Origin of the sequence: Clostridium fessum (assembly GCF_003024715.1) — a bacterium.
Taxonomy (GTDB): domain Bacteria; phylum Bacillota; class Clostridia; order Lachnospirales; family Lachnospiraceae; genus Otoolea; species Otoolea fessa.
The window spans coordinates 683843-705253 of sequence record NZ_PYLO01000001.1; the positions used below are offsets into that span (position 1 = coordinate 683843).

General features: G+C 48.5%; 16 protein-coding genes. 5 read left to right on the forward strand and 11 right to left on the reverse strand.

What is annotated here, in order from left to right; all coding sequences use genetic code 11:
• Positions 1-65: 65 nt before the first annotated feature.
• The 8 genes from C7U56_RS03175 to C7U56_RS03210 all read right to left on the reverse strand — a co-directional run bounded on the left by C7U56_RS03175 (position 66) and on the right by C7U56_RS03210 (position 9156).
• Positions 66-485, reverse strand: a complete 420-nt coding sequence (locus tag C7U56_RS03175) for a C-GCAxxG-C-C family protein (RefSeq protein ID WP_107000101.1) — start codon at positions 483-485, stop codon at positions 66-68.
• A gap of 347 nt (positions 486-832) precedes the next feature.
• Positions 833-1735, reverse strand: coding sequence for an ornithine carbamoyltransferase (argF, locus tag C7U56_RS03180; RefSeq protein ID WP_022358782.1), 903 nt, complete (start codon positions 1733-1735; stop codon positions 833-835).
• 2 nt (positions 1736-1737) lie between these two features.
• Positions 1738-2916, reverse strand: a complete 1179-nt coding sequence (locus C7U56_RS03185) for an aspartate aminotransferase family protein (protein ID WP_107000102.1) — start codon at positions 2914-2916, stop codon at positions 1738-1740.
• A gap of 104 nt (positions 2917-3020) precedes the next feature.
• Positions 3021-3887: an acetylglutamate kinase gene (gene argB / locus C7U56_RS03190; RefSeq protein WP_107000103.1), complete on the reverse strand. Its 867-nt coding sequence runs from the start codon at positions 3885-3887 to the stop codon at positions 3021-3023.
• On the reverse strand, positions 3887-5095 hold the full coding sequence (argJ, locus tag C7U56_RS03195; protein WP_107000104.1) for a bifunctional ornithine acetyltransferase/N-acetylglutamate synthase: 1209 nt from the start codon (positions 5093-5095) through the stop codon (positions 3887-3889). The genes argB and argJ overlap by 1 nt, the downstream gene beginning before the upstream one ends.
• 249 nt (positions 5096-5344) lie before the next feature.
• Positions 5345-6283, reverse strand: coding sequence for an N-acetyl-gamma-glutamyl-phosphate reductase (gene argC, locus C7U56_RS03200; protein WP_107000105.1), 939 nt, complete (start codon positions 6281-6283; stop codon positions 5345-5347).
• 104 nt (positions 6284-6387) lie between these two features.
• Positions 6388-7776 (reverse strand): argininosuccinate lyase, encoded by a 1389-nt coding sequence (gene argH / locus C7U56_RS03205; RefSeq protein WP_107000435.1) that lies wholly within the window; start codon positions 7774-7776, stop codon positions 6388-6390.
• 129 nt (positions 7777-7905) lie between these two features.
• The gene (locus C7U56_RS03210; RefSeq protein WP_107000106.1) at positions 7906-9156 is read right to left on the reverse strand and encodes an argininosuccinate synthase; all 1251 of its coding nucleotides are present in this window, start codon (positions 9154-9156) and stop codon (positions 7906-7908) included.
• A gap of 400 nt (positions 9157-9556) precedes the next feature.
• Here C7U56_RS03210 and C7U56_RS03215 point away from each other — a divergent pair, with 400 nt between their 5' ends.
• Together C7U56_RS03215 and C7U56_RS03220 are read left to right on the forward strand one after the other, a co-directional pair.
• The gene (locus C7U56_RS03215) at positions 9557-10711 is read left to right on the forward strand and encodes an NAD(P)-dependent malic enzyme (RefSeq protein WP_107000107.1); all 1155 of its coding nucleotides are present in this window, start codon (positions 9557-9559) and stop codon (positions 10709-10711) included.
• 87 nt (positions 10712-10798) lie between these two features.
• On the forward strand, positions 10799-11338 hold the full coding sequence (locus tag C7U56_RS03220) for a DUF4364 family protein (protein WP_107000108.1): 540 nt from the start codon (positions 10799-10801) through the stop codon (positions 11336-11338).
• Between the two features lie 203 nt (positions 11339-11541).
• Here C7U56_RS03220 and glmS read toward each other — a convergent pair whose 3' ends face one another.
• Positions 11542-13383 (reverse strand): glutamine--fructose-6-phosphate transaminase (isomerizing), encoded by a 1842-nt coding sequence (gene glmS / locus C7U56_RS03225; RefSeq protein WP_107000109.1) that lies wholly within the window; start codon positions 13381-13383, stop codon positions 11542-11544.
• A gap of 388 nt (positions 13384-13771) precedes the next feature.
• Here glmS and C7U56_RS03230 point away from each other — a divergent pair, with 388 nt between their 5' ends.
• Positions 13772-14761: a tyrosine-type recombinase/integrase gene (locus C7U56_RS03230; protein WP_107000110.1), complete on the forward strand. Its 990-nt coding sequence runs from the start codon at positions 13772-13774 to the stop codon at positions 14759-14761.
• On the opposite strand, the gene C7U56_RS03235 is transcribed toward C7U56_RS03230, so the two are convergent.
• On the reverse strand, positions 14697-16238 hold the full coding sequence (locus C7U56_RS03235; RefSeq protein ID WP_107000111.1) for a carboxypeptidase M32: 1542 nt from the start codon (positions 16236-16238) through the stop codon (positions 14697-14699). The genes C7U56_RS03230 and C7U56_RS03235 overlap by 65 nt on opposite strands.
• Positions 16239-16596: 358 nt before the next feature.
• On the opposite strand from C7U56_RS03235, the gene C7U56_RS03240 reads away from it, so the two are divergent.
• Both C7U56_RS03240 and C7U56_RS03250 read left to right on the forward strand, forming a co-directional pair.
• Positions 16597-17049 (forward strand): NUDIX hydrolase, encoded by a 453-nt coding sequence (locus C7U56_RS03240; protein ID WP_022358438.1) that lies wholly within the window; start codon positions 16597-16599, stop codon positions 17047-17049.
• Between the two features lie 524 nt (positions 17050-17573).
• Positions 17574-18890 (forward strand): 6-phosphofructokinase, encoded by a 1317-nt coding sequence (locus C7U56_RS03250; RefSeq protein ID WP_107000113.1) that lies wholly within the window; start codon positions 17574-17576, stop codon positions 18888-18890.
• A gap of 203 nt (positions 18891-19093) precedes the next feature.
• On the opposite strand, the gene C7U56_RS03255 is transcribed toward C7U56_RS03250, so the two are convergent.
• Positions 19094-21400 carry a SpoIID/LytB domain-containing protein gene (locus C7U56_RS03255; protein WP_233430167.1) on the reverse strand — a complete coding sequence of 769 codons (2307 nt, stop codon included), beginning with the start codon at positions 21398-21400 and terminating at the stop codon, positions 19094-19096.
• Positions 21401-21411: the final 11 nt, after the last annotated feature.

Below are 21411 nucleotides of genomic sequence, written 5' to 3' on the forward strand. Positions count from 1 at the left end.
GACTCATTCTACGGTACGGAAAACATAGATCTGAAGTTTCAAACGTGCCAATTTGTGAGGATATATTAGAACAATACTTCTCCGATAATCTCCACCGCATCGCTGATGCAGTCCGGACAGGCACGCAGCACATTTCCTGTTTCCACACCCTTCAAATCCCTACAGACCACGCTCTGGTTCTTCTCAAGGAAACGCGCGATGCACTCTCTGGCATCCTTATAAGAAACCGCCTTCGAATTCGCCAGCTCCAGATCCCCGGTACTATCCTTCAGCCCCGCCAGCACAGCCGCCGCCGAAATGGCCCCGCAGGTACCATTCATGCCGCCCATGCCAAGACCAAGCCCCTCCGTCACCTTAAACAGCGCCACCTTGTCCAAATCCACCTTATCCGCAAACGCACACGCCACCGACTGGGCACAATTATACCCCATTGCATGAAACTGAGCCGCCTGCTGCTGACGCGCTGAAATCTCCTCTTTTGTCATACTGATACCTCCTGAAATTTTCTTAATCTGCTAAATTTTTTATATTGTACTATTTATGCCAATTATAACATACATTTCCACTTTTTAAACACCCCAAAAAGCATACAACATACAGCGCCAGAAGCCAAATGCCCTCCGTTGCATTTGCAGGAGTCTTGGTAACTCTTGGCTCGCAGAGATTTGTGTTAGAGTTCAAAATACACCTGTCTGAGCGAAGCGAGTTTGTATTTTGGACTCTGCTTTTAACAAATCTATGCAAGCCTAGTGTTACCGGCTCCGAAACCGCAACGGAGGGCATTTGGCTTCTGGCGCGTCACCTTGCCATTTTTATGCATTTCTATATATTTCTATTTCATCAGCGTAACCATAACCGCCTTCTGGGCATGCAACCGGTTTTCCGCCTCTTCAAAGATCTCTGACGCATGTTCTTCAAAGATCTTCTCGGTAATCTCCTGTCCACGGTAAGCCGGCAGACAGTGCATTACCATCGCCCCCGGTTTTGCCGCAGCCATCAGTTCATCATTGATCTGATATCCCTGGAATGCCTGCTGGCGGATCTTCTTCTCTTCTTCCTGACCCATGGAAGTCCATGTATCTGTGATGACAACGTCTGCATTTTCCACTGCCTTGATCGGATCATTTACCAGTGTAAATGCGTCATTGCCAGCTGCGAAATCCAGCACTTCCTTCGCCGGACGGTAATTATCCGGAGTTGCGATAGATACCTGCATATCCGATTTCAGACCGCCTACGATCAGGGAGTTCGCCATGTTGTTGCCGTCGCCGATGTAACACATCTTGAGCCCTTTCAGTACGCCGTATTTCTCACGGATCGTCATCAGGTCAGCCAGTACCTGGCACGGATGGCAGAAATCAGTCAGACCGTTGATGATCGGGATAGAACCGTATTTTGCCAGATCCTCCACTTCTTTCTGCTCATAGGTACGGATCATGATGCCGTCCAGATAACGGGACAGTACGCGTGCGGTATCCTGTACCGGCTCACCGCGTCCGATCTGTAAGTCGCGGGAGGAAAGGAACAGTGCCTGTCCGCCGAGCTGGAACATACCTGTCTCAAAGGAAACTCTGGTACGGGTGGATGACTTCTGGAAAATCAGGCCGATAGATTTGCCCTCCAGAAGACGATGTGAAATGTGATGTTTTCGTTCATATTTTAACTGATCTGCCAGATCCAGGATCGAGGTAATCTCCTCCGGTGTGCAGTCTAACAGCTTTAATAAATGCTTCATGTCTAAAATACCTCCCTCATAGCAGCGATTGCCTCGTCCATCTCCTCTTTCGTGATGACAAGTGGCGGAAGCAGACGGATCGCCTCTGTACCGGCTGTCAGGACCAGGACGCCTTTTTCCATCAACTGACTGACCATCGCAGCTCTCTCATCTTTGTCCACTACGATGCCTAACATCAATCCCATGCCGCGAACAGTCTTTACCTTTGGAGAACCGATCGCTAAAATCTCCTTTTTCAGGTACTCGCCCTTTTCCTGAACCGATTTCAGGAATTCCGGCTTATTTACGATATCTAATACGGTATTGGCAGCCGCACAGCAGAGCGGATTGCCGCCGAAGGTTGTACCGTGCGTACCGGCGCCCAGTACATCCTGGCATTTCTTATCCGCCATGACAGCACCGATCGGAACACCGCCGCCGAGTCCCTTGGCCATACTGATGATGTTCGGCTGAACGCCGTACTGCTCATAGCAGAACAGGCTTCCGGTACGTCCGATGCCCGTCTGAACCTCGTCAATCAGAAGCAGGATGTCCTTCTCCTTGCAGAACTCGGCAGTTGCCTGTACAAATTCCTTATCAAGCGGAAGGACGCCGCCCTCGCCCTGAATCATCTCCATCATGACAGCGCAGGTCGTACCATCGATCTTGCGCTTCATGTCTTCGATATCATTGGCTGCTGCATAATCAAATCCTTCCGTAAATGGGAAGAAATACTGATGAAACTTGTCCTGTCCGGTTGCCTTTAATGTCGTCACGGTACGTCCGTGGAAGGACTGTTTCAGCGTGATAATCTTATTTCTTCCCTCGCCGTATTTGTCAAAGGAATACTTTCTTGCCAGCTTGATCATGCCCTCGTTGGCTTCCGCACCGGAGTTTGCAAAAAAGATTTTTCCCATTCCGGCTGCATCGACCAATTTCTTTGCTGCCTGCACCATAGGCTCGGTGTAATACAGGTTGCAGGCGTGCATCAGCTTATGTGCCTGCTCCGATATCGCAGTCGTCAGCGCATCGTTGTCATGGCCAAGACTGTTGACACCGATGCCGGAGGTCAGATCAATGTATTTCTTTCCCTCCGTATCCCACAGCGTCGCGCCTTTTCCGTGATCCAGCGCAATCGGAAAGCGGCCGTATGTATGCATGATATATGTTTCTTCGCCCTGCTTGATTTCTTCAAATGTCATAAAAAACCTCCTAACGCCCACATCTGCCCGCAAAGCTTCCAGCATCCGTCCTGCATTTCAGCTAAAACAGCCCGGATTCGTGCAGAATCTAGTTCATCTGCTGTTTACGAGAACATGGTTCCTACACCGTCATCGCTCAAAAGCTCGACCAGAATCGAGTGCGGCACACGACCATCCTGGATATTGGCACGTTCTACGCCCTGGCGCACTGCCTCAACGCAGCAATCTACCTTCGGAATCATGCCGCCGGAGATCACGCCCTCTTTGATGAGTGCCGGAACCTCGGAAACTTTCAGTCTCGGAATCAATGTCGAATCGTCTTTCGGATCGCGCATCAGACCGCATACATCCGTCAGAAGAATCAGTTTTTTCGCTTTCAGTGCCACCGCCAGCTTCTCCGCTGCCGTATCTGCATTGATGTTATAGTTTGTCTCCTCGTCCATGCCTGCTGCCACGGAGGAAACAACCGGGATAAAGCCCTCATTTAAAACATCGAGAACGACTTTCTCATTGACTTCTTTAATATCTCCCACATAGCCGTATTCCGTTCCATCCGGATCGACTAACTGGATCGCCTTGAAGAGTCCGCCGTCCATGCCGCCCAGACCAACGGCATGTCCGCCTGCTTTCTCAAACAGGGAAACAAGGTTTTTGTTAACCTTGCCGCAGAGAATCATCTGGACAATATCCATCGTCTCGCGGTCTGTGTAGCGCAGACCTTTGACAAATTTAGACTCTTTTCCGGTTTTTTTGAGCATCTCCGAAATCTCCGGACCGCCTCCGTGTACCAGCACGACCTTGATGCCTACCAGATTTAAAAGGACGATATCCTCAATCACCGCCTGCTTTAAATCTTCATTAATCATGGCGTTTCCGCCGTATTTTACAACGATAATTTTACCTGCATATTCCTGAATATAAGGCAGTGCCTCTACCAGGACTTCTGCGCTCATTTTTGATCCTGTTTTCATCACGTCCGATAATCTCCATTAATCTTCACATAATCATAGGTCAAATCGCATCCCCAGCAGGTAGCGCTTCCGCTGCCTTCCTGAAGCGTTACATTGATCTCCACTTCATCCTGGCTTAAGATTTTCTTTGCCAGATCTTCATCAAAATCAAGTCCTCTGCCGTCCTCACAGACCGCAATGCTGCCCTCTTTGGAAGCAAACTCGACTAACACTTTCTCCGTGTTAAACTCAGCTCCGGAATAGCCCATCGCGCAGAGAACGCGTCCCCAGTTCGCATCGGAACCGAACATTGCTGCTTTGGTCAGGGAAGAACCGGCGATGGATTTTGCCAGTACCTCGGCTGTCTCCTCGTCCTTCGCTCCCTTCACGGTACAGGTCATCAGCTTGCTTGCGCCCTCGCCGTCTGCCGCAATCTTACGAGCCAGATCCTGCATAACCGTCTGCAATGCCTCGCGGAATGCCTCGTATGCCGGATCTTCTGCAGTAATCTCCGCATTGCCAGCCATACCATTTGCCAGAACGGTACACATATCGTTGGTGGAAGTATCGCCGTCAACAGTCACACGGTTGAAGGTACGTTTTACATTGAATAACAGCGCCTTGCGGATCATCTCGCTGCTGACTGCACAATCGGTTGTGATGAAGCACAGCATCGTTCCCATATTCGGGTGAATCATGCCGGAACCCTTACAGATACCGCCGATGTGGCAGGTTGTTCCATCTACATCAAATTCAACAGCGATCGTCTTCACTTTTGTATCGGTCGTCATGATCGCTTCTGCAGCTACCAGGGAGTTGTCATATTTCATCTCCATCTCGCCTGCATGAGCCTCGATCGCCTCAACCGGAAGCGTCTGACCGATGACGCCGGTCGATGCTACGATTACATTTTCCTCCGAAACGCCCAGCGCTCGCGCGCCTGCCTTTGCCTGTCTTCTTGCATTCTCCATGCCAAACGGAGCGCACGCGTTCGCATTTCCGGAATTGACAATAACCGCCTGTGCCTTTCCGTCGGCCAGATGTTCCTTTGTCAGTAAAATCGGTGATGCCTTGACGCGGTTGGTCGTATAAACCGCCGATGCGTTGCAGACACAGTCCGAAAGGATCATCGCCAGATCCTTTTTTGTATGAGATTTACGGATTCCACAGCGCATCGCGCCCGCTTTAAATCCTTTTGCAGCACAAACACCGCCTTCGATTATCTTCATATGACATTCCTCCTGTCATTTTTAATGTACTCTCGGAATCTTTCTGTGCTTGATTTTGTGAGATGTTTTTTTGTCAGTTGTGCCCAAATTTCTGAGGCGTACGCGGCGCGTACGTTGATGAAATTCGGGTGCGGCTGGCGGAAAATCAGCCACAAAAGCAAGTGCAGAAAGACTCCGAGAGTACATTTTTATATAACTTCGTGTCTATAGTCCCCCGCAGCTAATTTATGGTTTTATCTCTCAACCCCTCTATAGTGCCAGTCCAGCTGTCTCCTCAAATCCAAGCATCAGGTTCATGTTCTGAACGGCTGCGCCTGAAGCACCCTTTCCAAGATTATCAAAGAGCGCCGTCACCATGGTCTGTTCCCCGTGACCATTGACAATCAGCTCCAGACTGTCTCGGCCTGCCATATCTGCCGCCGCGATCATACCGTCATATCCAAACGGATGTACCTTAATGAGCTTCTGTCCGTCATACCAGCCAGCCAGCTTCTCGTAGATATCTTCCGCGGTCGGCTTCCCCGGAAGCAGGCGGTTCTGAAGCTGAATCGTGACTGCCATTCCTTTATAGTAGTCATCCACGATCGGACTGAATACCGGCGGGAAGTCCAGTCCGCAGATTTTCTGCATTTCCGGCAGATGTTTATGTTTCAGAGTCAGGCCATAGATACGGGGTGCAAAATAACTCTGCGGCTTCTCTGGGGATTCATACTCGGCAATCATCTTTTTGCCGCCGCCCGAATAGCCAGTCAGCGAAAATACCGTCATCGGATAATCCTTCGGAATCACGCCCTGTGCAACCAGCGGATACGTTGAAGTGATAAATCCGGTCGCATGACAGCCTGGATTCGCTACGCGGTTCGATTTCTGAATTGCCTCGCGATGTGCATTCGAAAGCTCTGCCATACCATACGTCCATCCGGCTGCCGTCCGGTGTGCGGTAGAGGCATCGATGATACGTGCCTTGGAACCTTCTGCCAGCGCAACCGCATCGATCGCCGCCATATCCGGCAGACACAAGAATACAATATCTGCTGCGTGAATCAGTTTCCGCCGTTCTTCACTGTCTTTCCGCTTTTCTTCATCAATCAGAAGCAGTTCGATATCCTCTCTCCCGGCCAGACGATCATAAATCTGCAGTCCGGTTGTTCCTTCTTTTCCGTCTATATAAATCTTCGGTTTCGCCATTGTTCGTCCCCCGTTTCCTATCCGTCTTTCTTATGTCACATTTCCAACGCCCGTCATTGCTTACGCAGCCATCACCATCCGCATCCGGCGCTGACCAGAATGCACTAAACCGTTTCGTGCTCGCTCACAAACTTCTCAATCACCAAAATCTGACGGGTTACTTCCTCCGGAGCCGGTCCACCAATCACCTTACGTCCACGTACACAGGTCTTTAAGTCTATCGCTTCATATACGTCATTCTCAAAGGCATCCGAATGCGTCTTGTATTCTTCCAGAGTCAGATCGGCTAAAGACTTGTCCTCACGTACACACTGTGCAACCAGCTGTCCGACTGTCTTGTATGCATCACGGAACGGCATTCCCTTCTTGGTCAGGTAATCTGCACAGTCCGTTGCATTGATAAAGCCCTTCAGAGCGGCTTTCTTCATATTGTCTTTCAGAATCTGCATCGTAGAGAACATCGGTGTCAGCACACGCAGGCACTGTTTTACGGTGTCAATCGCATCAAAGACAGCCTCTTTGTCTTCCTGCATATCTTTGTTGTATGCCAGCGGAATGCCCTTTAACATTGTAAGAAGAGTAAATAAATCGCCGTAGACACGTCCTGTCTTGCCGCGGACCAGCTCGCATACATCCGGATTTTTCTTCTGGGGCATAATGGAAGAACCGGTGGAGAATGCATCATCCAGCTCTACAAACTTGAACTCCCAGGAGCACCAGGAAATAATTTCCTCAGAGAAACGGGACAGATGCATCATCAGGATGGATAAAGCGGCTGTCAGCTCCACGCAGTAATCGCGGTCAGAAACACCATCCAGGGAGTTGTTGGTCACTCTGGCAAAACCAAGCTGCTGGCGTACAAAATCACGGTCAATCGGATATGTGGTGGAAGCCAGTGCGCCTGAGCCGAGCGGCATATCATCCATGCCCTCTAAGCAGTTTTCCAGACGGATCACATCGCGGCGCATCATATTGGCGTATGCCATCATATAATGTCCAAATGTAACCGGCTGTGCCCGCTGCAGGTGCGTATACCCCGGCATAACAGTCTCCAGATTATTTTTCGCGCTCTCACAGAGTGCTTCCATGAAATCGATGATTTCTTTCTTGATTGCCACGATCTCTTTCTTCACGTAAAGACGCATATCCAGTGCAACCTGATCATTTCTGGATCTCGCCGTATGAAGACGTTTTCCGGCATCGCCGATGCGCTCGGTCAGAATCTGCTCTACATTCATATGAATATCCTCATAATCCTGTGAGAAATGAATCTTGCCCGCCTCGATATCCGCTAAGATACCTTTCAGTCCTTCGATAATCTTGTCTGATTCTTCCTTCGCAATGATGCCCTGCTTGCCCAGCATAGCCGCATGGGCCATGGAGCCTGTGATATCTTCCTTATAAAGACGACAGTCAAAGGAAATCGATGAGTTAAAATCATTCACCTCCAGATCCGTCTCTTTTCCGAATCGTCCTGCCCATAACTTTGCCATAAGTGTAAACTCCTTTTTATTCTCTGATTTAGAACCAATGCGACCATTGGAACCGGCAGATACCGGAAAACCAATGGTCACCATCGGCTGCGGGCTTGTCGCCTGCAGATTATTTATTATTTTCCTAAATTACTCTACGTCTGGAAAATGCTCGCCGGTCTTTGCTGCCAGAACTTCGTCGTTCAGGGCGCGAACCTTGATCGGAAGTCCAAACAGGTTGATGAATCCAGCGGAATCTGCCTGATCGTAGCAGTCATCCTCATCGAAGGTAGCCATACCTGCGGAATACAGGCTGTACGGGGATGTAACAGATGCCGGAATAATGTTGCCCTTGTAGAGTTTCAGTTTTACATCACCGGTTACGGTCTCCTGTGTGGAATCAACAAATGCGCTCATCGCCTTGCGAAGCGGTGTGTACCACTGACCGTTGTATACTAACTCAGCGAACTTGAGAGCCAGCTGCTGTTTGTAGTGCTGTGTCTCTTTGTCCAGAGTGATTTCTTCCAGTTTCTCATGTGCCTTGTAAAGAATAGCTCCGCCAGGAGTCTCATAAACACCGCGGCTCTTCATGCCAACCAGACGGTTCTCTACGATATCCAGCAGACCACAGCCATTCTCACCGCCTAATTTGTTCAGAGTCTCGATTACCTTCTCTGCATCCATCTCCTCGCCATTTACACTGGTCGGAACACCCTTCTCGAAGTGGATGGTTACATAAGCAGCTTTATCCGGTGCATTCTCCGGAGATACGCCCAACTCAAGGAATCCAGGTTTGTTGATCGGAGCCTCGTTTGCCGGATCCTCCAGATCCAGACCCTCATGGGACAGATGCCACAGGTTCTTATCCTTGGAGTAGTTGGTCTCTTTCGTAATCTTTAACGGAATGTTGTGAGCCTCTGCGTACTCGATCTCTTTTTCACGGGAATTCAGTTCCCAGAAACGCCACGGAGCGATAACATCCATCTGCGGAGCAAATGCCTTGATAGCCAGTTCGAAACGAACCTGATCGTTTCCTTTACCGGTACAGCCGTGGCAGATAGCGTCTGCGCCCTCTTTCTTCGCAATTTCAACGATTCTCTTAGCGATAATCGGACGAGCGAAGGAAGTACCTAACAGGTAATGCTCATAAGTAGCGCCAGCCTTCATGGTCGGGATGATGTACTCATCTACGAACTCTTTCTTCAGATCCTCGATGTACAGCTTGGAAGCACCTGTCTTTAATGCCTTCTCTTCCAGACCATCCAGCTCCGCACCCTGACCTACGTCAGCGGAAACTGCGATAACCTCACAGCCATAGTTTTCTTTCAGCCACGGGATTAAAACCGATGTGTCCAGACCGCCTGAATATGCAAGAACAATTTTATTATATTTCTTAGCCATTTTTCATTTCCTCCAATCATTTGCCTGCGTGATGCTTTTTTCTTTGTCCATCCAGTCAACTAAGACCGGCAGATTTATATGCCTCACGTGAAATTACCCAGATTATACCTCCTTGATCCTAATTATGCAATACTTTTTTTGCATTTTTATGAATAATTTTTGTATAAAAACGTGTTTTATGCATTTTTCATGTGTTTTATGCATAAAAATAACATTTACGGACTTCATTTATATGCTATGCTACATGATAGGTATAAGTATTATAAATAAGTGGTACTGTGTGTGTACAGTAACATGGTACTGCCCTTCCTGCATTCTAAAATATGCATCTTGATTTAAAATGTCAAAATTGCTATTATAATGTAAGAATAAAATGAAAGCATTCGAAAGGATAAAAACCATGACGATCAATGAAAAAGCACTCGAACTTCATGAAAAATGGAACGGCAAGCTCGATACCGTCTCCAAAGTACAGGTAAAAACCAGAGAGGATCTGGCTCTGGCATACACACCGGGCGTTGCAGAACCATGTAAGGTAATTGCAAAAGATCCGGAAGCTGCATACCGCTACACCATCAAGTCCAACACTGTAGCCGTTGTCTCCGACGGAAGCGCCGTTCTGGGACTTGGCAATATCGGACCGTTAGCAGCTATGCCGGTTATGGAAGGAAAAGCCGTTCTGTTTAAAGAGTTCGGCGGCATCAATGCATTCCCGATCTGCCTCGACACACAGGACACCGAGGAGATCATCGAGACAGTTGTCCGCATTGCCCCGGCATTCGGCGGTATCAACCTGGAGGACATCTCCGCACCGCGCTGCTTTGAGATCGAGGAACGTTTAAAGAAACTGTTAAACATTCCGGTTTTCCACGATGATCAGCACGGAACCGCCATCGTCGTACTGGCAGGTATCATCAACGCCCTGAAAGTAACCGGCAAGAAGAAGGAAGACTGCCGAGTTGTTGTCAACGGCGCCGGAAGCGCAGGCGTTGCCATCACCAAACTGCTCTTAAACTACGGATTCCCGCATATCACCATGTGTGATAAGACCGGTATGCTCTGCAAGGGCATGGAAGGGCTTAACTGGATGCAGGAAAAGATGGTCGAAGTTACCAACTTAGAGCACAAGACGGGCACACTTGCCGATGCATTAAAAGGCGCTGACATCTTCGTAGGCGTGTCTGCTCCGGGCATCGTTTCCCAGGAGATGGTTGCTTCCATGAATAAGGATTCCATTCTCTTCGCAATGGCAAACCCGGTTCCGGAGATCATGCCGGATCTGGCAAAAGCTGCTGGTGCAAGAGTCGTAGGAACCGGACGTTCCGATTTCCCGAACCAGGTCAACAATGTTCTCATCTTCCCAGGCATCTTCCGCGGCGCTCTGGAAGGACGTGCAACCGCTATCACCGAAGAAATGAAACTGGCTGCTGCCAACGCAATTGCTGCTCTGGTTGATGACAACGAATTGAGCGACGAGAACATTCTTCCGGCAGCATTTGATCCGCGTGTAGCTGACGCTGTTTCCAAGGCTGTGAAGGAACACATTAAGAAATAAACGTAACAATTCAAGCGATTCTCGCATTTACCGTAAGAACCGCACAAAATTTACACAGTTACGAAATAATAATAAAGGAGTTTTTCCATGCTGGCTGAACCGATGACACTTTACAAACTGATGAATCTCTATATGCTGCACCAGGTCAATTTTCCGCTGACCAACGCGCAGCTCTCCAATTTTTTCCTGGATCGTGAGTACACCACGTATTTCACACTCCAGCAGGCTTTGAACGAGCTTCTGGATGCAGGTCTGGTAAAAAAGGAGACGATGCGGAACAGCTCCCGCTATGAGATCACTAAGGAGGGCGAGGAAACGCTGGAATTTTTCGGCAAAAACATCTCTCCTGCCATCGTCAGCGACATGGATGAATACCTGAAACAGAACCGCTTCCGCATGCGAAACGAGGTAGGACTGATCTCCGATTTCTATAAATCGACCAATCAGGACTACATCGTTCACTGCGAGGTGCGGGAAGGAAAAGCCGTTCTTGTCAATCTCGATATCTCCGTTCCGGATAAGGAGCAGGCGGAAATCATGTGCAATCACTGGAAGGATCGAAGCCAAGAGATTTATGCTTATGTGATGAAATCTTTGATGAGTGAGCATGGGGTGGAGAAAAAATAAAGACGATAAAAAATCGCATACGAGACGAAAAAGAGAGTCCTCCGCGTGATTGCAAAATCACACGGAGAACTCTCTTTTTCTGTTTAGTTTCAAGCAAAAAACAAGGTCTGCGTCTGACATTTTATGCCTTTTTGCAAACCTTGTCTTTTCTTTCCATTTATATTACTTTTTCTAGATCTATAACAACACCATAAAAAGCTCTATTACTCTACCGTAACACTCTTCGCCAGGTTTCTAGGCTTATCTACATCCAGTCCCTTCGATACACTTACATAATATCCCAGCAGCTGCAGCGGCACAACCGCTAAGCTCGGTGTGAAGTGCTCGTCAGTCTTCGGTATATAGACTGCGAAATCGACGGTGTCTTCAATATTGTAGTTGCCTGCAGTTGTGAGTCCCATGAGGTAGGCGCCGCGGCATTTTACTTCTACCATGTTGCTGATCATCTTCTCATACAGGGCTTCCTGGGTCAGGATGCTGACTACGAGGATACCATCCTCAATCAGGCTGATGGTTCCGTGTTTTAATTCTCCGGCTGCATACGCTTCGGAATGGATGTAGCTGATCTCTTTTAATTTCAGGCTGCCTTCCATGCTGACTGCGTAGTCGATGCCGCGGCCGATGAAGAACACGTCTTTTGCATTGGCATATTTCGCTGCGAACCACTGGATGCGTTCTTTGTCATCTTCGAGCAGCTTCGCGATCTGATCCGGCAGTTCCTGCAGGGCTGCAAGGAGTTCTTCATATTTTTCTTCTGTGATCGTACCGCGCACATGGGCAAACTGCACGCCCAGAAGATATCCGGCAACCAGCTGTGTGCTATATGCCTTGGTGGTCGCCACCGCAATCTCCGGACCTGCCAATGTGTAGAAAATATGATCTGCCTCACGCGCAATCGTGGAACCTACTACATTGACAATCGCCATCGTAGGAACGCCCTGGCTCTTTGCCAGACGCAGGGCTGCCAGGCTGTCGGCTGTCTCGCCCGACTGGCTGATGATGATAACCAGACTGTTCTCTTCCAGAATCGGGTTCCGGTAACGGAACTCGGAAGCCAGCTCGACGCGGACCGGAATACGCGCCAGATCTTCGATCACATACTGAGCTGCCACGCCTGCATGGTAAGCAGAACCACACGCTACGATATAAATACGCTTTAACGAACGAATGACATCATCGGAAAGTCCCGCCTCGGTCAGGTCAATATGACCATCGCGAATGACTGAATTTAATGTATCCCGAACCGCACGCGGCTGTTCATGGATCTCCTTAATCATGAAATGCTCATAACCTCCCTTTTCAGCAGCTTCTGCATCCCACTCAATCGTCACAAGTTCTTTCTGAATCTCTTCCTGATCAATATTATAGAAAGTAACCTCTCCCTTATGTAAGCGTCCCAATTCCTGATTGCCGATATAGTATACCTTGCGGGTATATGGAAGCAGGGGCGGAACATCCGACGCGATAAAGGATTCACCCTCGCCTACTCCGATGATCATCGGGTTATCCTGACGGGCTACAAAGATCTCCTCCGGATAATCCTTAAACATAACCGCCAGTGCATACGTGCCACGGATACGCATCATCGCACGCGCCATCGCATCGAGCGGTCCCTCGTTGTATTTCTTATAATAATGATCGATCAGCTTTACAGCCACCTCTGTATCAGTATCTGAATAAAACGTATATCCATTTTTAATCAGTTTTTCGCGAATTTCCTGATAGTTTTCGATAATACCATTGTGAACCGCTACCACGCTGCGGTCATCCGTGCAGTGCGGATGTGCATTGTTCTCAGACGGCTCCCCGTGTGTCGCCCAGCGGGTATGACCGATACCGCAGTTGCCCCGCATTGCGCGTCCATTGTCTGTTTTCTCTGCCAGCGCGCGCAGACGTCCCTTCGCCTTTACAACCTCCGGTACACGTTCTCCGTCTCTGACTGCCAGACCTGCTGAATCGTATCCACGATATTCAAGCTTCTCCAGACCCGCTAATAAGATCGGAGCCGCCTGCTGGTCTCCTGTATATCCTACGATACCACACATACAATTATTCCTCCTTTTTCCAACCAGGCGAGCCGCTGCCATCATACCGCCTCAGACACTCCCGCCTTCGTATCTCTATCTCAAGAATATGATAAATCTATTGATTCTTCAAAATAGAATCTTCTATAAAATATGTCGTTTATCCCTAAATAGCGCCTGACCGGCACCTTCGATATAGACTTTCTTCTCAGTCATGTACATATTCTGTCTCATTATACCAAAAAAGAATCTTCTTGTCAGCATTTGCTGTAATATTTTCGTCAGTCATCATATAGACACATCTCATTTTAAAACCATCCGCTATAAGCAGTCACATATTTCTTCTGCATATCTACCTGTAAAATAACGATTGTCCACGACAACTATTTTTTATACAGGAGGTTTCATCATGAAAAACGAAACAATGTACTTTAACGATCTTCTTTCCATCTGGCTGGAAAAGCAGAAACAGGCGCGAGCCCTGTCTACCTATGTGAAATACCGGCATCTGGCAGACCGTTATATCTCCCCTTATTTTAGATCCATCCAGCTTTCAAAGGTCGATCTGCCTATGCTTCAGACATTCCGCAATTCCCTTTTATCCCCGGATTCCCTGCATCCGCTTGGGAACGGAACTATCCGCTGTATTCTTCTGCTCGTCAACTCCATTCTGCGTCTTTCCTATGAAACCGGGCAGACAAACGGCATTCTCTATCTCCCGCCCCGTCTTCCAAAAAAGCGCCCTGAAGTACCTGTTTTTACCCTTCAGGAACAGAAACAGCTCGAACACTATCTAACTGCCCATACAGGAATCTCCGAAGCCGTCATCTATCTGGGACTCTATACAGGGCTGCGGGTTGGAGAACTCTGCGCCCTGCGTTGGGAAAATATTCATTTTTCCGATCGCTATCTCCATGTCCGACACACGGTGCAGCGCCTGACGCGCCTTGACACAACTCATAAATCAGAACTCATTTTATCCGGTCCCAAAAGCATCTCCTCCAACCGTTTGGTTCCCCTGCCCGCTTTCCTTCTGCCGATCCTACAGCCATATTCTCATCCGGAACACCCGGATTATTTTCTGCTGTCACAATCTGCCAACTCCCCGATGGATCCGCGAACCTTCCAGAATCACTACCAGCGCATTCTATCACAAGCCGGACTGCGCTATCTGAATTTTCATGCAATCCGGCACACGTTTGCCACCCGCTGTATCACAAATGGCATGGATCCCAAAACGCTCAGCGAAATTCTGGGACACTCCGATTTGAAAGTCACGCTTGAATACTATTTTCATTCCTCTCTGGAATTCAAGAAAGAACAGATCGACCGCCTTACTGCTCTTTCTCCGGCCGTCCATACTTCTCTTCCAGATATGCCACATAATATGACGGATTAAAATCTTCCCCCGTCATATCGCGCAGGATCTGACGGCTGTCCTTCAATTTGCCATACTGGTGAATATTTTTCCGCAGATATTCGCGGATTTCTCCCAGGTTTCCAGCCTCCAGTAGTTTTTCTACCGGCAATTCCTTCTTCATCTGGTGATAAATCTGCGCGCCAAAGGCATTTCCTAATGCATAGGACGGAAAATAGCCGATCGATCCCTGTGACCAGTGAATATCCTGCAGTACGCCCTCCCGATCCGTGGACGGGCGTACTCCCAGGTATTCTTCATACTTATCATTCCAGATCTGCGGCAGTTTCTCCACCTCCAGATCCTCCTCAATCAGCATTTTCTCAATTTCATAGCGCACCAGCACATGCAGCGGATAAGAAAGCTCATCCGCTTCCGTCCGGATCAGCCCCGGAACGGTTCTATTAACCGCCGCCAGAAAATCCTCCAGACTCGTCTCCGTCAGCGGGCTTCCAAACATCTGCGCCACTTTTCCATAAATCGGTTTCCAGAATGCATGGCTGCGTCCCACGATATTTTCAAAGAAACGGGACTGGCATTCATGCATTCCCATCGAAGTTCCCTGCCCCACCAGCGTCTGTGTCAGGTCATCCCGGATGCCAAATTCATAGATAGCATGTCCCGTCTCATGCAGCACGGAAAAAATCGAAGAATCAATCCGTTTCTGATAGTGCGTCGTGATCCGTACATCATGATTGTGCAGATTCGTCGTAAACGGATGGGCGCTGAGTGCCAGTACTCCCCGATCAAAATCAAAGCCCTCATATTCTGCTAGGAAACGCGCCGCCTCTGCCTGCGCCGCCTCCGGATAATCTGCGGATAAAAAGGCGTCCGGAACCGTCTTCGAGCGCTCTGCCGATTCTTTCAAAAGCGGCACGATTTTCCCTTTCATCAGCTCAAAAAATGGATCTAACATCTCCATATTAAAACCTTTTTCGTAGGTATCCAGCATCACATCGTAAAGCTTCTGTCCCGGCTTTGCCCGGTACGTCGCAAATTTCTTCTGATAGGAAATAATCTCCTTCAAAACAGGGGCAAATGAAGCAAAATCATTTTTCTCTCGCGCACGCGTCCAGATTCCCGTCGCACGCGCCGTAAGTTCTGCATACGCACGGTATTCCTCCGGCGGAATGCAAGAAAGCCGCTCCTGCTCCTCGGCTGCTTCCCGGAGAATTGCCGACTGCACCTCATCAAATACGCCCGCATTCTCTTTTTCTGCCTTCTGGCAGACATCCAGCAGCTCCTTAAAACGCATTGACGCCAGAATCTCCTGATACTGCTCCGAAAGTGAACCTATCACCCGCGCGGTATGCTCTACTGCACCCTTCGGCGCCAGCGTCTCATCATCCCACTCAAACAAAACCATCGACGTCTGAAGCGCCATCGCCCGCTCCAAAAGAGACTGCAGCTCCTCAAACTGTTTTTTTACATTCTGATTCTTCTGTTCTGTCTGTGCCATTTTCCTGCCTCCTGTCTTTTTTTCGTAATTCTATCATCCAAATTCTGTGTATTTTTTAGGTTCCGCTGCACATATGCCTGCATTCTTTTGTAATATGAGCCATTTCCATCTTCATCATACCAGATTTTCTTTCTTCTGTTTCTTATATCTTTCTTATGATTTTTTACAGTTCACACATTGTGCAAACTGTAACAGGATTTTCTCATGATGCCTTATGTGACTTTCCAATCTTGCATAATCATGCAAAACGCGGTATACTAAAACCAGTTTAAATCATATGCATAAAGCTGGTTCCCGGCACACGGATATACGCCACGAATCAACTTCCATGCACACACCAGGACAGGAGGGATTGCAGATGATCGAAGCAACGAGCTGCGGCGGTGTGGTTATATTTCGGGGAAAATTACTCGTTCTTTACAAAAACTACCGGAACAAATACGAAGGCTGGGTTCTTCCCAAAGGAACCGTAGAACCGGGCGAAGACTTCAAGCAGACCGCCCTCCGGGAGGTTCATGAGGAGACTGGCGTCGCCGCCTCCATCATCAAGTACATTGGCAAAAGCCAGTACACCTTCAACACCCCTCAGGATACCATCGAAAAGACCGTGCACTGGTATCTGATGATGGCGGACAGCTACTACAGCAAGCCGCAGCGCGAAGAATACTTCGTCGATTCCGGCTACTACAAATTTTACGAAGCCTACCATCTTCTGAAATTTTCCAACGAAAAACAGATCCTGGAAAAAGCCTACAATGAGTATCTGGATCTGAAAAAGGCAAATTTGTGGGGGAATCGGAAATACTTTTAATCACAAGAACAAAGAGGCTGTTGCAAAATCATTATCAAAAATAGATGATTGAGCGGCAGCTTCCATTTCTCTGCAAGCTAATCTGGGTTAAAATTCGCGGTTTTCCTGTTAAAAAAGGCTTTTCGGTAATTTCCTATGAAACAAAAAAACACCCCGTCCGCTGCACAAAGCCAACGAACAGGGTATTAAAAAGGGGAGGATAAGTATTCAAAAATTTCTCTTTTGTGATACTAACAGTATGACCCGTTTCTGTTATTCTATACATCAATCTCCAAATTTTTATACGCCTTTTATCTGCTTCCGAGTATCCGGTTTTCATATTATTTATCATACATACCTTTTTCCCTTGCTTTCTTCCTCTCTTTCCGTTACAATAGATACGTTTTGAGTTGTACTTTTTAATTTATTTTTATCTCTATGAAAAATACAACTCCAGCAAATCATTTTATGTACATTTTTATATTGATTTGAAACTTTTTATATCATAAACCTTGTACTTACCTCACAAAAAGGAGATTTACCTTATGAACAAGAAAAACATCTTAGTCGGACAGTCCGGCGGACCGACCGCGGTTATCAACGGGAGCCTTTACGGTGTTATCTGCGAAGGTGCGCGCCACAGCGATGCGGTTGGCTGCGTCTACGGTATGATAAATGGAATCGAGGGCTTTCTCGCGGATTCTTATATGAACCTTTCAGAAACACTCTCCGATGACGATCTGGAACTTCTTCGCCTGACTCCGGCGGCGTATCTGGGTTCCTGCCGTTTTAAACTCCCTGAGAACCTCTCCGACAGCTTCTACCGCGTCCTCTTTGAAAAACTGGAGCGGCTGGACATCGGCTATTTCTTTTACATCGGCGGCAACGACTCGATGGACACCGTCAGCAAGCTTTCCCGCTATGCGGCGCAGATCAAAAGCCCGATCCGCTTTATCGGCATTCCCAAGACGATCGACAACGATCTCGTCCTGACCGATCACACGCCGGGATACGGCAGCGCTGCCCGCTATGTCGCTGCATCCGTCCGTGAAATTGCGCTGGACGCCTCTGTCTATCAGCAGAAATCGGTCACCATCGTTGAGATCATGGGACGCCATGCCGGATGGCTGACGGCTGCCTCTGCCTTAGCACGCAAGGAATCCGGTGACAATCCGCTCTTAATCTATCTGCCGGAAGCTCCATTTGAGCTGGCACAATTTAATGACGACTTAAAGAAAGCGTTTGAAAAGACAGCGAATGTCATCGTCTGCGTCTCCGAGGGCATCCGCGACCACGGTGGTCGTTTTATCTGCGAATATTCAACCGAAGCCCAGGTCGACACCTTCGGTCACAAAATGTTAGCCGGATGCGGCAAAATTCTGGAAAATTATGTCCGCAACCAGTTCGGAGTCAAGGTGCGCTCGGTTGAGCTCAACGTCAACCAGCGCTGCTCCGGTCTCACCGTTTCCGGTACTGATTTAAACGAGGCTGAAATGGCAGGTCGTTTCGGCGTCCAGGCAGCCCTGGACGGTCACACTGGACAGATGGTCGCATTTGAGCGTGAGACTGATACAGCTGCTTCTGAACCTGTTCATGCAGCTGCTGCCGTTTCAAACGCTGCGGACTTAGGCGCAGCATCCGCTTCATGCGTAAAACATCGTAACACTGTATATAAAATTCATCCAGTTCTCAAGGATGTCAATCTGATCTGCAATCAGGAAAAGAAAGTACCTGCTGAGTGGATCACGAAAAACGGTACCGATGTCAGCGATGATTTCCTGGCTTACTCGCAGCCGCTGATCCAAGGGGACGTTTCCCATATTATGGAAAACGGACTTCCAAAATATTTGTACCGCAAATAGTCCGTCACGCAGTATAACTGCTTCATCCTTGAAATCCATACAAGCAACAGAAAAAGAGACGCTTCTTTCATTTTACGAATGCGTCTCTTTTCTACTTAATAATACATAATACCTGAATTTTTTCTAATTTACCCCAATCACACACTCTTATCATTTGGGGAGGAATCCTGACCGTGCCCTTTCAGCGCAGCCATCTTCTAAATCTAATCTTCCTCACAATCCCGAATTTCAACCCCATCATAAAAGAACATCAGAATCTCTTCATAATTCTTGCCTTCGCGCGCCATCTCCTGTGCGCCGTTCTGGCTCATGCCGACTCCGTGACCGTAGCCTCCGCCCCAGATGGTAAATGTGCGGATGTCTTTTTCCTCATCCCTGGCAGTTTCATCCACCGAGAAAAAGGCACTCGGAAGCGTACTCCATCCTGTCAGTTCGGTTCCGTCATTTTTCTTATAAACGAGTGATTCCGAGCCGAGGACACTCCGAATCTGACTCTGACCTTTCAGTGTCTTGGTTCCCTCGCTTCCGACGATCTGCACCGTCTGGGCGATACCACCCTTACCGCGGGAAGTCACAAAAATACCCTGAATCTCGCCGATGGTATCTACCTTCTGCTGCAGCTTCTTATTCGTGATCGTTGTTTTCCAGCGGTACATCGGGAACGAGGAATCATAATTCTGCTCACCCTGTCCCTGGATAAACTTGAGAAATGTGTCGTTGTCCGTCAAATCCGGAATCTTCTTCTTTTCCGTCAAACCGATCCCTTTCAGATACGGAACCTCGTCTTTGCTGGCGCCCCAGATCGTTCCATCGGTCGAATATCCGCAGGAAGTTGAAAAATAATACGTTTCCGCCGGAGTATCGTTGTAATATACAATCTTCCCGTCCGTCTCCTTGACTGCCAGATTCGTCCGCTCACTGCTCTCTGTATTATTGTACACCTGATAGTTCGTGCTGTCATCAACGTGTGCGCCGTAACGGCTGTAAGCATTCGCCTTGATCTGCCGGTAGGCATACGTCCGTGCGCAAACTGCCTGCGCCTTGAGCGCCTCCAGCTCATAATTAGATGGCATCTCGCTCGGCACTACGCGTGTCAGGTAATCTTCGACGTCCAGCTCATTGATCAGAAGCAGCCCATCCGACTCCTCGCTCAACTCGAAGCTGCCGAAATACGACGGCGTTCCCTGCGCCCGCTTGGTGCTCAGGATGCGGATCTCCTTCTGCGGATCTTCCAGCGTGATCGTCATGCGCCCTTCTTTCAGACGGTCATCGCCAGGACTCACGGACAATTTCGTTCCCGGGCTCAAAGTCTCCTCTGATTCGCCCCAGGTCACATGCATCGTGCTGTCCGACTGGAGTACCACTTTCGTGTGAAACAAGGAGGAATAATCATCATTCATGATCAGCACGCGGATGTTCGTCGCTGAAAAATCATGATTTAAGAGTGCTGCGCAAACCTTTTTGCCAGCCACGACAAATTTTCCCAGATCATAGCCGACCAGCACATCCCGCTTTTTCTGCTCCTTGACGACTCCATATGTTTTATATACTTTAAAATCATCGTCCAGTTTCAGCGTTCCGTACCCGTCAATCTCGATCGTATCATCCTTGACCGAGAGTACCTTTCCTTCGATCATATCTTCCTTGAGCGACAGCTTGCGGATCTTGCCCTTATCCAGCTCTACATCCGCCAGCACTCCATCGGTACGATCCTTGAGCTTTTCTTCCTCTGGAAATGTCCGGACGATCGTGCCAATATACACATCCATCCCACCCGATTCTCCCGGAACGATCCAGACATTCTTATATGTAACTTTTTCAGACTGTACGCCGCACAGCGTGATGATCGAACCATCACGCTCATAGACCTCGATCTTCCGATCGATGCAGGCATCCAGCGACACGCCCTCAAAATTCATCGTTCCCTGATCCGTATATGCCGTCCATGCCGCTGCTTCCTTCACATTTTTTGGTGTTCCATAAAGCACCAGCTTCTGTTTTTTGACCGCGTTTTCCGAATCTGCCTTTTTTAAGAATGACTCATAAAACAGCCACCATTCTTCCTTCGGCATTGCCTTTTTATATTTATTTTTAGATACATTCAGGGCGCTCGAAAGCCCTTTGGAAACACGATCCGCCGCATATGCCGCTTCGCCATAGGTCAGTGCGCCCATCGCGTAGCTTTTACTTATCTTCTCGTCTCCCGGCTCCAGATAGCCTTCCTCAATCATATAGTCAATATATTTGGCATACCATTCATCCTGATCCGGCGTTCCAAAATGGCTTCCGTGTTCTCCCTGCGACGCAACGATGTCGTCCCGGTCTGCAAATGATAACGCCATAGCTTTCGATGCCATGGCGCGTGAAATATCATTATCCGAGTGATCCAAAAATACAATTGCAAAGAGCAGGAGTGCCAGAAAAGCCGGAATCGCCACTGCCCAGTAAACCAGCTTTTTAGGTTTCAGAGACTGTACTGCCTTTCGCGATCTGCCTGTTTTCTTTTCCATATTTCTCCAGC